Origin of the sequence: Stratiformator vulcanicus (assembly GCF_007744515.1) — a bacterium.
GTDB lineage: Bacteria > Planctomycetota > Planctomycetia > Planctomycetales > Planctomycetaceae > Stratiformator > Stratiformator vulcanicus.
In genome coordinates this window covers 2,077,706-2,093,494 of record NZ_CP036268.1, presented here as the reverse complement: position 1 = coordinate 2,093,494, position 15,789 = coordinate 2,077,706, and the positions used below count along the sequence as shown (strand labels likewise).

Genomic DNA, 15,789 nt, shown 5'->3' with positions numbered 1-15,789 from the left:
CTTTAATCAAAGATCAGGCGATCGGCCGGAAAGACCGGCCCTTCGACACAACTGCGACGGTAATCCCATTCGCCGTCATCCGTGCGAACTTTCGCCACGCAACTAAAGCAGGCACCGAACCCGCACGCCATCGGCGACTCCAGAGACAAATAGCATTCAACGTTCCGCGACACACATTGCTCCGCGACCGCCTCCATCATCGGTTCGGGACCACAGCAATAAACCAGATCAGGCGGGTCATCGCTGTCGAGTACTGAAGCCGATAGCTCCGTGACAAATCCATGATGTCCTGCCGATCCGTCATCGGTCGAAAGTCGCACCTCAAGCCCCGGCGCGTTGAAGTCATCTAAACCGGCGAGATAATTTTTCGATCGGGCCCCATAGCACAGAGTCATCCGCTCGGGGCGAGAGGCGACCTCACGCGCGGGCGAGCCGTAAGCGTTTACTCTTGCCGCTTCACGCGAAACCGCAACGAACGGCGTCTGACCAATTCCGCCGGCCACCATCATCAAGTGGCGACATTGCGGCACCTCGAATCCGTTCCCGAGCGGCCCCCAAACCTCAACCTGCTGACCGGCAGTCCAATCGGGCATCAAACCGGTGAGCTTGCCGATCGTCACGTAACCAAAATCGAGCCCCACGGGCCGACGGTCTTCGAAGTAAGTATCATAGAGCGCAAAAGGTCGACCGAGCAGTGGATCGCTCCCACTCGTGGGCCGGATCATAATGAACTGCCCCGGCGTAATTCGGGACGCAATTTCCGGGCACGACAGCCGCAGCCGATAAGTGCGCTCTGCCAGACACTCCTGCTCAACGACCGTCGCGATTTCTGTGAGCGCGGCGGGATGAAGTCCCGAACCGGTCGTGCCTGCCGTCGGCATAGTCGATCCTTCCTGTCAATCAGCGTTACCCGCGGTTTTCGGTCGATTTTTTAACGCCGCTTCGTTTGACGCTCGGCCGGCGGCTTCGCTTGACCCGCTTCTTCGGCTGGCAGCCTCGCGCGAATTCTTTGAGTTGTTTCAACTCTTCACCCCGAAGCGGGCGGTAATGGCCGACCGGAAGTCGCGCGAGTTTGAGCGGCCCGAAGGCGATCCGCTGCAACGACATCACTTTATGGCCGGACCGCGCGAACAGCCGACGAATTTCACGATTTTGCCCCTGTGTGAGCTCGACCTCGATAAATGCGCTCTTGCCGTGCGTCTTCAATTTCCGGGCGTACGACACTTGAAACACGCCATCAGAAAACCGCAGACCTTCCCGCAATGACTTGAGCGTCTCGGCGTCGGGAACCCCGGCGACCTGGACCCGATACTTCCTGACGACTTCATATCGGGGATGCGAGAGCCGCTCGGCCAGTTCGCCATCGTTCGTGACGAGCAGCAATCCTTCACTCGACTCATCGAGACGTCCGACCGTAAAGAGCCGAGCATTCGGGTCGTCAATCAGATCGATCGCGCGACGACGCCCGCTCGGATCGCTATTCGTGCACAGGAAGCCCGTCGGTTTATTCAGCAGATAGTATTTCTTCCGCTGAAGTTTGAGCCGTTCGCCGTCGACGCGAACATCCTGCCGGTCGGCATCGACCTTCGTCCCCAACTCTGTGACCGTCTCGCCGTCGACCGTCACACGTCCCTCGGAAATCAACTCTTCGCACGCGCGGCGCGAACCGTGCCCGGCCTCAGCGAGAACCTTCTGCAGTCGGCTCTCCGCCTCCGGCACGAACCTAGCTTTCGGAGCTTTAGTTTGGTCAGATTTTCTTTGCGACGTCACAAAATCACTTTCGACAGCAATGCGTCCCGCGGCGAGACAACTGGGAGTTGCTGAGTTTAACCGCAGCCGCCTCACTCCGCGATGGATTGACGGTAGCGTTCGATTGCCGCTTCAAAACGTGTCGGCGGCCGTACGCCACCGATGGTCCCGATTTGGTCTCTCTGCCGGTCGGGGAGTTCGCCCCATCGCCCGTAGGTCAGCCGCAACCGGGCCTGCAATGCGATATCGGTTTCGCCAGTCGAGGCATCAACCGGGCCGCCCGATGCTCCCCCCGCAGCGGCTCCCGCCGATACGCCCCCATCGCTCCCGGATTGACCTCCACTCGCACTGCCCACGCTGCCGTCAGGCCCCGTCACTTCGGGACTACCACTGGCACTACCTCCCCCGACGTCCTCGGCTGCGGCGCCTTCGACGTTCAGTCGATCCGATAGCAGGAGAATCAGTTCCGATTGCGAATCACGCACCGGTCCCAATCCATCGTCTGACTCAAGAGCCTCGGCGATCTTAGTAAGGAGTCGCTCGATGAGTGACAGCAGTTCTCTTGAAGGTCCGTTGTATTTATTTTCGTCCGTAGAAGCGGAAGTCTCCGGCTCCAGTGCGGCCACAGCGGTCGCGAGTTCGACGAGAAGTCGGTGCGACTGGGCTATTTCGCCTCTCAACTGGCGATTCGTGTCGTCCAAATCCTCGGTCCGCCTTCTTAACACTTGCAGCGGTTGCAACACACTACTGGCAATCCGGATAGACGGATCGACTTCGGCCTGTGACGGAGCTTCCGCCAACTCTTTAATTGACGGAATTTCTTGGCCACTCTCCTCAACGATCGCCTTAATGAACGAGATCAGCGATTGAAGGGCCGCCTGTGAAGTGACGGCCGCTTCAATATCAAGAGCGTCCAAATAATCAGCCGCGGTTGTCATCGTACTTTCTAAGAGTGAAGTCGCCGCCGAAGAAAGTTCTGACAATCCACCGGTTTTCCGAAACGCCGACAATTCACGCATCACTTTTCTCTGCGCAGCTCCATTTTCAACCATGCGCAATTTTAGAGAGCGATTGAAACCGGCTTTGCTCTCCGCGTGAATCGCGAGAACCGATGTCCGAATCTGATCCTGTACCTCAAATATGTCCGAGAACCGGTCACCAATGGCTTTGCTCCGGCGAGCGGCAATTGATCGTTCCATCCGAAGAACGTCACGCTGCAATTTGCCCGCGACCGATTGCAGCAGCTCTTCGCTGGCGATCAAGAACTCGGCTGCACTCTGATACTGCCCGGCCTGAATGTCATCACGCCCCGCCAACGTCAATTGCCCCGCCCTTTCAATCTCCGGTTTGACCTTTATCAACTCAGCGACATTGGCGGCCTTCAGTAGCACCGTCATTTCAGTCACGATTTCCTCCGCCTCATATAAAAGCCCGCGTCGATCACCTTCACTCTCTCGGCCGTCCAATCTCCCCGACAGGCCTTCCTGAAGTGACAAAATGCGTTCAATGGATTCAATCGCTCTGCGACTTATTTCGACACGGTCAACGACGGTGCTCTCGCTCACTCCATCTTGAGCGATCTCTGCGGAAAGACTCTCGACTATTTCGAGCCTCCTTAATATGTCAGAAATCAACAACTGGGTTTCCGCCGACAGCGGAGTTTCCGGGTTTTCGCGAAGCCGTTGAATTAAGTCCGCGAGCGGCCCCTCGGATGTCTGCGTCAATTTCTCCTGAACCATGCGAAGCCTGTCCGATGGCACGAATGCGTCGATTCGATTGTCGTCGAAGGCCGATACGATCTGTTGAATTCGACCGGCAGCCCCCTGGTCCGATAGACGAATGCGGCGATAAAGCCGAACGGTCGACTGTCGAAACTGAGCCGGGTCTTCTCCATCGCCTAGTATTCTTCGTGCCAACTTTCGCCATTGATCAATCGATACGAGAAGCGAATCCAGTTCCCGTTTACTTTTTGCGATTAGTTCGGCCCGCTTCGCTTCCGGAGCGACGATGCGAATTTCGATGAGTGCCGACGATCCCTGCATCCCGCTGAGCGAGGCCGCATTGCCGATAATTCTTAGCTCGTCTCCATTGGAGAGTTGCGATCCATGAAGATCAAATACGACTTCTTCAGCGACAACGCGAAGCGGGGCAGCACCGGTTCGGTCTGCCTTAAGATCGACGCTATTATCTCGTAACGTTTCGGCGCCCTTGTTCGCTAAGGCACCGACCTGCACTAATCCGAACTCATCCGCGGCTCGAATCGTCGCGCGTACAATCCCATTCGGTGTGACTGACGACAACTCTGTGCTCAGCGACACACTCGGTGAACGGGCCGCGACGACTTCAATCGGCTCGGTCATTTGATATGCGTATTGAGTATCGTTTTCGCGGTCTGTCCACAGCACAACAAATCGAAACGCCCCCGGTTCACCGGCGGGAAAACGCAGTTCAACTTCATCGCCATCGAAAACAACTTCTGCGTGAGTGGCTCGCACCGCATTGGATTCGTCACGAACGGCAATGCCTTCGACGTCGCCATCAAACACGACCGAGAGCCTTATATCGGCATTCGAGGGCACGACCCGACAAGGCCCGAGCAAGACAGGCTCGTCGCTTCGCTCATCCGATCGATGAGACCACCCCACGGAGAAACTAATAAGCGAAGACTTCGCCGCTTGCGATTGAGAGCGCGCCCTTAAATCTGATTCGATCTCAGGAACGCTTGGGTGACTTGAGCGACTGTCAGCCGACATCGCGACCATTATCGAGCCAATGATCATCGCGGTTCCAATCACCCCCTTAATCATGTAGCGGAGCGTGACATCACGAAAGGAAACCTGCGGTATGCCAACGGCTTTAATCGCATGTCTCGCATAGTGGTTCCCGAGCGAACTAGACCCGGAAAATCGATCGGGCGACGCCACTTCAACGGCCGTCGCGATTCGGCTGTATCCCCCAATTCTTAGTGCGAACTTCAACTGGCGATTCGCGCCACGAATGGACGAGTCCCGGAATATAAGAAACGCTGCGACGAGTGCAACGCTTATTAAGAGACCAAGAACGGATAACCGGTCGACACCGCTTGGCCAAGCCAGCGAATACAAGAGTCCGACCACAATCACACAACAACCGCCGCAAAGTAAGAGGGCGTTGGTAAGTCGATCCAATCGAGAGGTCGTTGCCAAACCTCGCTCCGCCGCATCACTCCAACCGAGTAAGGTCTCGACGTTTCGATTGTCCCCATTGGCGGTCATGACAATCGCACCCTTCTTTCAATTAGCAAAAAAGCGACAAAGGCCGCTAATAGCAAAGAATAGGCGGTTATGGAGTGTCCGATCGACTCACGTTGCTTCTCAATTTCGAGGGAGTCGATGAATGAATGAAAAGCCTCGCTATCGGAGTCCGTAAAGAATCTTCCGCCGGATGCGTCAGCCATTGCCGCAAGAGACGATCGATCGGCTGCCAGTCGAGTCAATTCGGTGGAAGTCGGAGCGACGCGAAATTTGATTCGCTCGGAAAACACTGCCGATGCCCCCGGTAAACCTTGTCGTGAGCCGACCCAAGCCGAGTAGTGCCCGCCGGGCAGCGGGCCGACACGTGTTGACATTCGGCTCTGCGAGTTACTCAGTTCGGTTGCCAGTTCGACCTGCGACTTTTTGCCGGCCGGGTCGACGATATTCAGCAACAAGTTTGAAGGCGTGCGGGCAATCCGCCGATCTTCGATACCGAATACTGACTCACCGGTTGTCTGATCGAGGCGATGATTAATATTAATAATCGGTCTTTCAAGATCATGGCTTTGCGCGGCGAATTCGATCAGAGCGTGCCAATACCGTTCATAGAGCGAGCGATCGGCAGCAGCCAGCAGCCGCCACGAGCGATCCGGATACTGCGACAGCACGATCGACTCGCCAGTTTGCCGTACCGTTAGAACGGGCGATGAAGAACGACCTGTTGTGCGAAACAGAACTAGTTCACCCGTTTCAAGATTGGCTTCGTCTTTAGAGGAAGACTGAATTTCTACATTCAAATAATCTCGCGGCCGCAAATTTAAGATTTGACGACCGATCGGCGTAATTTCCAGAGTCGACCTATTCGACGTGAGCAACTCTTTCGATGTGTCCATTTCGACAACCCCTGTCCCGGATGCTACAACTTTCGAGAGACCATGTTGAAAGAATGCAGTAGGTCCAGAGGTGAGGACAACCACGTCAAACGGTTGCAAATTGTCAGGAAGCGATTCGACAACGGAAGCATCGGACGCCGCGTATTCCTGATCGGCGGAAGCGAGATAAATTGTCAGCTCAATTCCACTCACATTTTTAAGAAGCCCCTTGAGCCTGCGAAACTCCCAACTCGGAAATTCACCGGTTAGCAGAACTTTGAGCGGTTCGGAAAATCGGCTCACCCGGAAAGACCTTTGATTATTCGACATTAAGAATTCAGGCTTACCGATCGATTTCACTCGGATTTCAAAATCCTGCGTCTCCTCGGCCAAGTGCGGGATTTCCAGCGATGTGTTTCCTTTCGCATTGTCACTACGGATCGTGACAACTTTCGAAGTAATCGGTTTTTCATTGGAATCGGCGAAGACGGCAATCTCGAAATCGACGTTCGCCATTTGGACTGCCGACCATTCCACAAGGACCTCGAAATCAACTCCTGACAAAACAGTTCTTGGCGACGTAATCTTCTCAATGCTTAAGTTGGGAGGGTCTTTATCACTCCCAAACAACACGCCTGCAATCGGGGTTTCGTCGAGAGGTTTGGCTAGCTCACTTGTCTCGGATTCCGAATCGGTTTCGATTCCGTCGCTAAGTACGATCACGAGGTCCGGTTGCTCGCTGCCTGAGTTCTCTTTGACATTTTGAATCGCCCCGGCGATTCGGCTCCGCGTTCCGATGTCGAACTTGGCGTTATCAAACTCCAATTCCGACAGTGATACTTCCCGGACGGCGTCGGCGAAAACGAAAAATCGACTGCCCGCCAATCGAGGGTGATTGCTGACGCCCTTCATAAAATCGATGGCAGCAGCGTGACGTGTCCGGGTGCCATCGTTGACATCTCGGAGCGACATGCTTTTAGAAGAATCGATGAGAATCGCCACGCGCGGCATTCGGTCAGACTCCCACGCCAATTGAGGGAGAATTGCAATAAATCCGAGCACAATGATCGCTGCCGCTCGCACGACCAATAGCGAAAGTGCTCTTCGCGAGAATCCCGCGAGCGCGACCGTTCGCCCGAGAACGAGCAAGAGCAACGCTGTGACACATCCAAAAACGACCATCGCGGGAATAGGCGTGAACCCATCCCAAACGAGTTGGAGTTGTGCGAATATATTGAGGTCAAACAACGTTCGGCGGTCAATCGAATCTGCGAGTTTCGGCACGCGGGGAGTCGATACGGATTGGTGGTTTACTTCTAAAAAGATGATCAAATTGAAAAAACCCGACCGATCAATTGATCGGTCGGGTTAAAGATTTTGAAGTCGCCTCCTGATCGAAGGTCAGGCGAGGCTCCCGCCGACCATCTTTTTCACGTCTTCCTCCGGAGTCGCCGAGCTTTCGACTTCGAACCACTCGGGACGGAATTCGATGCGACGCTTGTGCTTCATCGCCAAGTTGGCGGTCAAAGCCATGACCGCATCGGCCATCGCGACTTCACCGTTACAACGCAGACCGCCCTGTTTCGGCGGAAGCGGCTTGCCGCCGGGGTAATATTCGCCCTGATTGCGGATCGCGAAGGCGAAGTGCTCCATCTCTTCGCGATAGCCGCGGCTGACATCGTCCGGCGAAGCCTGCTTTGAAGTGGTTGCGGCGGATGTCGTGGTTTCGTACGCCTCCAGCACGGGTCCGCCATCCTTGGTGTTATTGACGACCCACAAACGCTGATCGGGACCTCCGCCATTATTGCCGGCGCTAGCTTCTTTATAAAGCAGCGCGTCTTTCTCGGCTTTCATGATGAGCGTCGCACGACTGCCGTAGACGCTTTCGCCGTAAGGCTCGAAGCGGTTCGTGCTCATTGAAGAATAAGTGACGATGCACTTGTCGTCCTGGTCTTCTTCGTAGTGGTCGCCGGGGAACTCGAACGTGACGAAGATCTGATCGTCGATCTCTCGTTTGTCGTCCCATTTGTCTTTCGGGCCGACACCCTTAATCCCGTAGAAGTTGCGGCCGCCGAAACCTTGGACGGCGACGGGATGGACCTTGCCGAGGAAAATGCTTGCGGCGTCCATCTGGTGACTTCCGAGCTCGGCCATCAGACCGCCGCCGGTATTGTTGAAGAGTCGCCACTCGATAAATTGCTCCGGCGTCTCAAACCCGATCTCCTGAATGACGTCGAGATTGTCCTCGAGCGCCTTTATGTCTTCGGGGTGCTTCTTTATCACATCGGGTAGTTTGACCCAGCTATCCCGATTTGGGAACGAATTGTTGCGGTGCCACTGGGCTCGGATGAACTTGATCTCGCCGAGCAATCCCTGCTGGACGATTTGATTGGCGTTGTCGTACAGCACGCTGTAGTGCCGCTGGTGCCCGACGGCGAGCAGGCGGTCGTTTTCGCGTGCAACGCGAATCATCTCTTTGCACTCGCCGATGCTCTTGGCCATCAGCTTTTCGCAAAGCACATGCAACCCGGCGTTCAGACAGGCGATGGCGATCGGCGCGTGACTGACGAGCGGGGTCGCAATCACGACCGCTTCCAGGCCGAGCTCGTCTTTCGCGGCGATCAATTCTTTATGACTGTTGAAGACTCGCACATTTTTCGGAGCCGAGCTACCCAAGACCTCTTTCAAGCCTTTGCGGTGCTTGTTGCCATCACCGTGGAAGGCCCGCTTTTGATTGCTGGGACGAACGTCGGCAATGGCCACGACATCCATGTAGTCGGCCGGATGCTCGGTCAGCAGAATGTTTCCCTCGTCGCCCGTGCCGATGAACCCGACTTTGACGGGCGAACCCGAGACCTTCTCGTAGCCGAAATACATCGCCCCGAGGCCGGTCGTCGCGGCGGCGGCCCCGGCGAGAAACTCACGGCGACGGATACCGCCGACCGATTCGTGATAGTTGTCTTTGCCGATTTCAGTTTGCTCAGGCGTCAGATTCATATCATTTCTCACTTAATGTTGAGGCGGAACTCAACCTCGACCTTGTGTGTCTTTATTCTACGCTGCCGGACCATCATTTGCTGGATGAGGGTCAGGTTTTTCCCGAATCGCCGCGCCAAACTATCTCGACGCTTTGAGTTCACCAATTAGCTCTGCTTCGCCTGTTTTCGACCGGCAAACAACCGTCCGATGATGCCGTCGACGCCGAACCATGTCCCCGTGGGAAGGGCAGCCAGTGAGATGAGCGCCGCAACTTCGATCAAGTTCTTGTTGACGATGAGGGAGTGCTCGGTCCCCGGCGGTTCGGGCACGCCGGGCCACGGCGGCCAGACGAGGTAAAACGAAAGTACCAAAATCGCCGCCGAAGCCGCGGCGAAGCGAGTTGCAAATCCGATGATCAACAGCGTCCCGAGCGTACACAGGCCGGTGATCACCATCGCGTCGGAAATCCGCAGCATCGTCCACGGTTCGGGAACCGGGCCGCGGGAAAGCTGCTCGATGGTCAACATCTTTGCCGCGGTGTCATGCATTTCTGTTTCGAGGGCGACGACAGGGCTGATCAATTCCAACCGCTGTTCCTGCAGATCTTTCCACTGACTAGCGAGATGGTCGTATTCGAATGCCTGATCGGCTTCGGCCAAGTCTTCGTTGTATTTTTTCAGCCCGGCTCGATAGACATCGATCTCGCCGACAAACGATTCCATGACTTCGCCGTCGCGGTCGGTCACGTCATAGGTGATGCGTTCGGGGTCGCCTTTCAGGACCGCGGCGAGACGCTCCAGATAGCCTAAACGCTGAGCCCGCTTGAAGACTAAATCGACGGCTTTGGCGTACTCGGACGGCAATTCGTCGCCGTCTTTCCAATCGGGATGAGCCATCGTGATCAGCCGGTTTCGCTCCCGCTGCGTCAGATGGAGCTTTCCATCAACGATCAAACGCTTCGAATCAGGCTCGAAACGGATCGCCCCTTTTTCGACCCCTTTCGGCGGGAATTCAACCGCTTCGGGCAGTTCAACGAGTTCCGCACGGAAGTCTTCGTAGCCATCCACCAACTCGTTGAGCTTTCGAAGCTGGCTCTCACTCAGGTCGGGGTGATGCTCAATGAAACGCTGCTTCCAGTCGATCCAACGGTCGGCGACCTTGTCGTAGTCGAGCCAATCGAGACTGTCCGGATCGCCGGAGATCGATCGATATTGGTCTCTGAGCGGGCCGTGGGCGTTCGCCAAAAAACCTTCACCGGACCACGGACGAGCCGAGTCCATCGTATTGGTTTTCCAAAGTCCCTCGTGCAGCAGTTGCCATCCGATGAACAATCGAAGGGTAACAAGGGCAACGCAGGCGAAGACGGAAACGCGACGAATATCAGGCACTTCGGAAATCCAGCGGGCACGGGGCATGCTAATCGACCAAGGCGGGAGGGGGCGGTCGACTAATCAGACCCACAGACGAGTTGATCAGTATCTAAAAACAGATTTTCGTCGGGGATCCCGATGCTCACAATGTCGAGCCGACCGCCTCGCGTGGGCGGCGGGATCAGGATCGCCCCGACCGACGTATAAGTATTACAGAATGTTTGAGCCTTTTCGACACCCATCACAAAAAATGCGGTGGAGAGGGCATCGGCCAATGCCGCGGAAGGTGCGGTCACAACGACTGAAAGGAGTCCGTCGGTCGGCATGGCCGTTCGTGGATCAAGCAGGTGACCGTATTTGCGCCCCTCGTGACGAAAATACTGGATGTTCGACCCGCTCGTCGACATCGCTCGATCCTTCAACAGAATCGTGCCGAACCGCTTGGACGTCAGCAGCGGATTGCCGATGCCGACCGGCCAGCCATCGTGACCGGCGTGGCTTCCCCGCGCGGCGACGCTGCTGTGTCCGCCGTGCAGTAAGAAATCGTCGACCTCTTGTTCCGCAAGGAATTCGGCGGCCCGATCGAGAGCGAACCCCTTGCCGATCGCCCCGAGATTGAGCGACGTCTGCGGCGAGCGAAAACGCACGGTCTTCGCCTCGCGATCGAGGGCGACGTCAGCACAACCCGTCGCGGCAAGCACTTCGTCACGTTCTCGCTGGGTCGGAAGACGTCGCTCCGCTCGGCAGCGCCGCCAGAGGTCGATTTGCCGGCCCGAGGTCGGGTCGAACGCACCGTCGGACTGCTCGCAGAGTTCCAAGGCTAGGGCCAGCACTTCGAAGAGGTCTTCGTCGACCGGGACCGGCCCATCAGCCGCCTGCTCGTTGACGCGAACGAGGTCGGCATCGTCCCGATAGACCGTCATTTTCTGTTCTAGAACATGGACGAGGTCGAGGGCGTCCGAAGCTCGCATCACCTGTGAAGCGGGTCCCGGATTCATGACCACCGAAAACTCACAGGCCATCGCCTGCGTGCTGAGCCTAACGGTCGGGCCGGCCGTGGGAATGAGCGACTCTTCGCCGGCGACTTCATCGGCCAATTGTTCCTGTGCCGCTTCGAGGGCGTTTCGTGCCGAGTCACCACGCAAAAAGCCGCGGCGACTGGCGGGCTGTTCGCCATGATCAGCCGGTGGTTTACTGCCGCGCGACGCTCGGTCGGACATAAGCCCATGCTTCGAAAGAGCCTTCGTTCGTAGTCACAATAACCGTTCGACGTTCGTACCACTCCCCCCGCATTTCGCCGGGGGGCAGTTCTTCAAGCTCATCGCAGTCAGCCATAATGACATCGTAGAGGGCGGTCGTCAGAAAGAAGAGTTCCCCATCGACAACGCCGCCCGGTTTTGCGTCGATCATCAGCGGATCGATGCGTTCGTAGTCATTCAATATCGCCGGCAGCACGCGGTCGTAACGGCCTTTGAGCCGATCGTGATTGCTTTCACCTCGGCGCAGCGTGCCGAAGACGAACAGCGGGAGACGACGATCCATGTTGATCCGACGAGTTTTCGCGACGCGGAGGCGCGACCACGCGGCGCGGGATGAAGTAATTCGTTCCGTTCACTTCTTGGAATCAATTTTCAGAATGCGACGAACTCGCGTGACGCAGTCCGGGAGACACGATGACCCTCTCCAGAATGTCGAACAGGGTTTGAAACGCCAGTGCCATCACCGCGGCGGGGATCGCCCCTTCCAGCATCAGCCACGTGTCCTGTTTCCGCAATCCCGCGAAGATCGGCTCGCCGTATCCTCCGGCGCCGATGAATCCGCCGAGCGTCGCGGTGCCGACGTTGATCACAATCGCGGTCTTGATTCCCGCGAGAATCGACGGTGCCGCCAGCGGCAATTCAACGAGCCGCATCCGGGCCAGCGGCGGCAAACCGAGGACTTCGGCCGACTCGCGCACACCGCGAGGAATACCGATCAGTCCCGAATGCGTGTTCCGCACGATCGGCAACAGGCTGTATAGAAACAGGGCGACAATCGCCGGCGTCATCCCGATGTCAAAAATCGGAATGGCCAGAACGAATAAGACCAGCGACGGAATCGTTTGGAGCAAGCCCACAACGGTCAGAATGACTCGCCCGACGGCGGGAAACTTCGTCGCCACAATGCCCAATGGCACCGCCGTCAGAATCGCCATGATTGCCGAGATTCCAACCAGCAGGAGATGCTGCTTCGTACGAAGCCAAATCCGTTCGGCGAGACTCCGTGTCGTCGCGACGGCGGACAAACCGAACTTTTCGTTCACGAACTCGACCGCGATGACCGACTCCGGCTCGCCCCGTCCCTCGGGCGGTTCGGCAGTTGAATTCATGCCGCGCATCTGCTCTTCAGAGATCGCCCCTTCCAATGTCAGGATGTTCCGCAGAACCTCCGGGGCCCGCTCAGCCAAATCCTGGCGGTAGACGAGGACGGCGCTGTAATCGGGGAAGAAATTGCGGTCGTCTTCGAGGACTGTCAGCCCGAGCTGAGCGATTTTCGCATCAGTCGAATACACCTCGACCGCGTCGATCTTGCCGCTCGTTAATGCCACATAGGAAAGCTGATGATCGAGGCCGATCGGATCGCGCTGCGGCAGACGATACGCATCACGCAGACCGGGCCAACCGTCTGATCGTTGCAAGAACTCGTGATTAAAGCCGAACTTCAAGTCGGGGTGATCACGCAGATCGGAAATGGTCTCAATTCCCAACTCGGCCGCACGGCCTTTCAGCATTCCGATGGCATAAGTGTTTTGGAAGCCGAGCGGCTCGCTCATCGAGAGGCCGAGCTTGTTCAGCTCCGCCCGCAACTCCGAATCCGTTTCAAGGTTCAGATCGTCGAACAGATCGACGCGCAGGGTTCCCGTGTAATCGGGGTAGAGGTCAACCCCGCCCGACTTCAGAGCGTTCCAGACGACCTCGGTCCCGCCGAGTTGCCGTTGATGGATCACCTCCGCCCCGGCCTCTCGCGCGACGGCCGCGACGATCTCACCGAGAATGACCGATTCGGTGAAGGTCTTCGATCCGATCGTGATTTTTGGCGCCGGTTCCGCGGCCTCTTGAGCCATCGCGGGCAACGCAAACCACGCGAGGATAATCGCGCAGGACAATCGTCTTATGTCTTCATACCAGCCCGAGGCGCGAGCCGTCGGGACGTTCGGCTGGGTGCGCTCCCGACGGTTCGCGCCTCGGGCTCGGATCGCAGTAGTCGTTCTCAACAATAAATTGCTCACGAGTTCGCCCCCTGCGGTTCGTTCGAGTGGACGGCTCGTTGGGCGGAGACGAACTCACGCACGAACTCGTTGGCCGGCGTGCCGGTCAGCTCTTTCGCAGGTCCGCTCTGTTCGATGCGGCCGTCTCTGAGCAGAACGATCCGGTCGGCGAAATATTCCGCTTCGGCCAGATCGTGCGTCACGATCACGACCGTTTTGCCGAGTGACCGAAAGATTTCACGCAAATCTCGCTGCAGCTCGGCACGCACCATCGGGTCGAGCGCTCCGAGCGGCTCGTCAAGCAGCAACACATCGGGATCGAGCATCAGGGCTCGCATCAGGCTCACGCGCTGGCGTTGGCCGCCGGACAATTGCGAGGGGTACTTTTCGATCGCCTCTTCGGCCAACCGCGTCATCGCGGCCAGCTCGTTGATTCGCGACCGCATCTCCGAATCGTTTTTGCCGAGGTAGCCGGCCATCAGCTCGACGTTTTGCTGAGCGGTCAGATGGGGGAACAGGCCGCCTTCCTGAATGACGTAACCAATCCGGCGACGGATCTGCTGCCAATCAGAGCGTCGAATCGGTTCGCCTTCGAATCGCATTTCTCCGGCATCGGGCAAGATCAGGCCGACCAGCAGTCGCAGCAAGGTCGACTTCCCGCAGCCGCTCGGCCCGATGAGAACCGTCGTCTTGCCCTTCTCGAGGACAAAGTCGAGCGGGTGCAGCGCCTGAACGCTGCCGTAGCTCTTCGACACCTGCCGCAGTTCAAACACAAAACCATCCCGGACGGAGCACAGACTTCTTGCTCAGCCTATCGGTTCAACACCGAGGTTGCACGGCCGGTTCCGCCCGCCAATTTGCCAGAGCTGGGCCACGAGGTTAGGTTTTTATAAGACCATGCGCTGATCCGACACCTTATCCGCACACGGAATCGATATGTTTCGTCACTCGATGATTTGCCTGACGGCGGCCTTTGCCGTCGTTTCGCTAACCGCTTCCTCGCTATTCGCCGCCGACAAGCCGAACATCATTTTCATCTTGGCCGATGATCTCGGCTACGGAGACCTCGGCTGCTACGGGCAGACGAACTTCGAGACGCCGCGGATCGACGAGATGGCCGGCGAGGGCATGAAGTTCACCGACTTCTACGCCGGCTCGACCGTGTGTGCTCCGTCGCGTTGCGTCCTGATGACCGGCATGCACACCGGTCATTGCCGCATCCGTGGCAACGCGATGTATCCTCTGGAGCCCGGTGACGTCACGATTGCCGAAGTTCTGCAAGACGCCGGATACAAGACCGGTTTGTTCGGCAAATGGGGTCTTGGAGAAGAGGGCTCAACCGGAGTGCCGAACAAGCAGGGCTTCAATGAGTTCTTCGGCTATCTCAATCAGCATCATGCTCACAACTACTATCCGACGTTCTTGTATCGAAATCAGGAGCGGATTTCGGTCGACAATGTCGTGCCGGACGAAGACAGCCGCGGTGGCGGCGTCGCGAGCGAAAAGAATGTCTACAGCCACGATCTGATCGCCGAGAACGCTCTCGATTTCATCGAACAGAGCAAAGACGAGCCGTTCTTCCTCTACATGGCGGTCACCCTGCCGCACGCCAACAATCAAGGAGGGCCGCGCGGAATGGAAGTTCCCGACCTCGGCGAATTTGCCGATCGCGATTGGCCGGAGCCACAAAAGGGGCTGGCGGCGATGATTCAGAAGCTCGACACCGATGTCGGCCGCGTGCTCGACAAGCTCGCCGAACTTGATATCGACGACGAGACAATCGTGCTCTTCACGTCGGACAACGGCCCCCACAACGAAGGCGGGAATCGGTCGGAGTACTTCGATTCCAACGGTCCGCTGCGAGGGTTGAAGCGGGCGCTCTATGAGGGCGGGATTCGCGTCCCCATGATCGCCCGTTGGCCGGGTAAAATCGAAGCTGGATCAGTGACTGACCACGCCAGCTACTTCGGCGACTTCTTCGCAACCGCGGCTGAACTGTCGGGGGCGAGCGTTCCGGAGGATCTTGGACTCGACAGCGTAAGCTTCGCACCAACGCTGCTCGGAGAGTCCGACCAGCCGGAGAGCAATTATCTCTACTGGGAGTTTTACGAGCAGGGCGGGCGCAAGGCAGTGCGAAAAGGAAAGTGGAAGGCGATCCGCCAGCCGTGGGATGCCGAGAAGCTTGAGCTGTACAACCTCCGCGAAGATATCGGCGAAGACCATGACGTCGCGGGCGAACACCCTGAGATCGTCGCCGAGATGGAAGGACTGATGAAGGAGTCGCACGTGCCTTCACCGCTGTGGAAACCCAAAGGACGGCCGAACCGCAATTAACGGTT

Annotated in this window: 11 protein-coding genes; 1 reads left to right on the top strand and 10 read right to left on the bottom strand. The window is 57.3% G+C overall.

Annotation, left to right across the window (positions count from 1 at the left end):
• Positions 1–2: 2 nt before the first annotated feature.
• From Pan189_RS08140 to Pan189_RS08095, 10 genes are all read right to left on the bottom strand, one after another.
• Positions 3–881, bottom strand: coding sequence for a dihydroorotate dehydrogenase electron transfer subunit (locus tag Pan189_RS08140; RefSeq protein WP_145363440.1), 879 nt, complete (start codon positions 879–881; stop codon positions 3–5).
• A gap of 25 nt (positions 882–906) precedes the next feature.
• Positions 907–1,719 (bottom strand): pseudouridine synthase, encoded by an 813-nt coding sequence (locus Pan189_RS08135; RefSeq protein WP_145363439.1) that lies wholly within the window; start codon positions 1,717–1,719, stop codon positions 907–909.
• A gap of 122 nt (positions 1,720–1,841) precedes the next feature.
• Positions 1,842–5,003, bottom strand: a complete 3,162-nt coding sequence (locus Pan189_RS08130) for a hypothetical protein (protein ID WP_145363438.1) — start codon at positions 5,001–5,003, stop codon at positions 1,842–1,844.
• Positions 5,000–7,138, bottom strand: a complete 2,139-nt coding sequence (locus tag Pan189_RS08125) for a vWA domain-containing protein (protein WP_145363437.1) — start codon at positions 7,136–7,138, stop codon at positions 5,000–5,002. The genes Pan189_RS08130 and Pan189_RS08125 overlap by 4 nt, the downstream gene beginning before the upstream one ends.
• A gap of 117 nt (positions 7,139–7,255) precedes the next feature.
• On the bottom strand, positions 7,256–8,851 hold the full coding sequence (locus tag Pan189_RS08120; RefSeq protein ID WP_145363436.1) for a Gfo/Idh/MocA family protein: 1,596 nt from the start codon (positions 8,849–8,851) through the stop codon (positions 7,256–7,258).
• 146 nt (positions 8,852–8,997) lie between these two features.
• A complete protein-coding gene (locus Pan189_RS08115) occupies positions 8,998–10,221 on the bottom strand; it encodes a hypothetical protein (protein ID WP_145363435.1) in 1,224 nt (407 codons plus the stop codon).
• 59 nt (positions 10,222–10,280) lie between these two features.
• Entirely contained in the window at positions 10,281–11,423 is a 1,143-nt protein-coding gene (locus Pan189_RS08110) for an FAD:protein FMN transferase (RefSeq protein ID WP_145363434.1), read from the bottom strand.
• Positions 11,395–11,745 (bottom strand): gamma-glutamylcyclotransferase family protein, encoded by a 351-nt coding sequence (locus tag Pan189_RS08105; protein WP_145363433.1) that lies wholly within the window; start codon positions 11,743–11,745, stop codon positions 11,395–11,397. Before Pan189_RS08105 ends, Pan189_RS08110 begins: the two co-directional genes overlap by 29 nt.
• A gap of 82 nt (positions 11,746–11,827) precedes the next feature.
• Positions 11,828–13,306, bottom strand: a complete 1,479-nt coding sequence (locus Pan189_RS08100; protein ID WP_145366127.1) for an ABC transporter permease/substrate-binding protein — start codon at positions 13,304–13,306, stop codon at positions 11,828–11,830.
• Between the two features lie 161 nt (positions 13,307–13,467).
• On the bottom strand, positions 13,468–14,223 hold the full coding sequence (locus tag Pan189_RS08095) for an ATP-binding cassette domain-containing protein (RefSeq protein WP_145363432.1): 756 nt from the start codon (positions 14,221–14,223) through the stop codon (positions 13,468–13,470).
• Positions 14,224–14,386: 163 nt separating this feature from the next.
• Here Pan189_RS08095 and Pan189_RS08090 point away from each other — a divergent pair, with 163 nt between their 5' ends.
• A complete protein-coding gene (locus tag Pan189_RS08090) occupies positions 14,387–15,784 on the top strand; it encodes an arylsulfatase (protein ID WP_145363431.1) in 1,398 nt (465 codons plus the stop codon).
• The last annotated feature ends 5 nt before the right edge of the window (positions 15,785–15,789 follow it).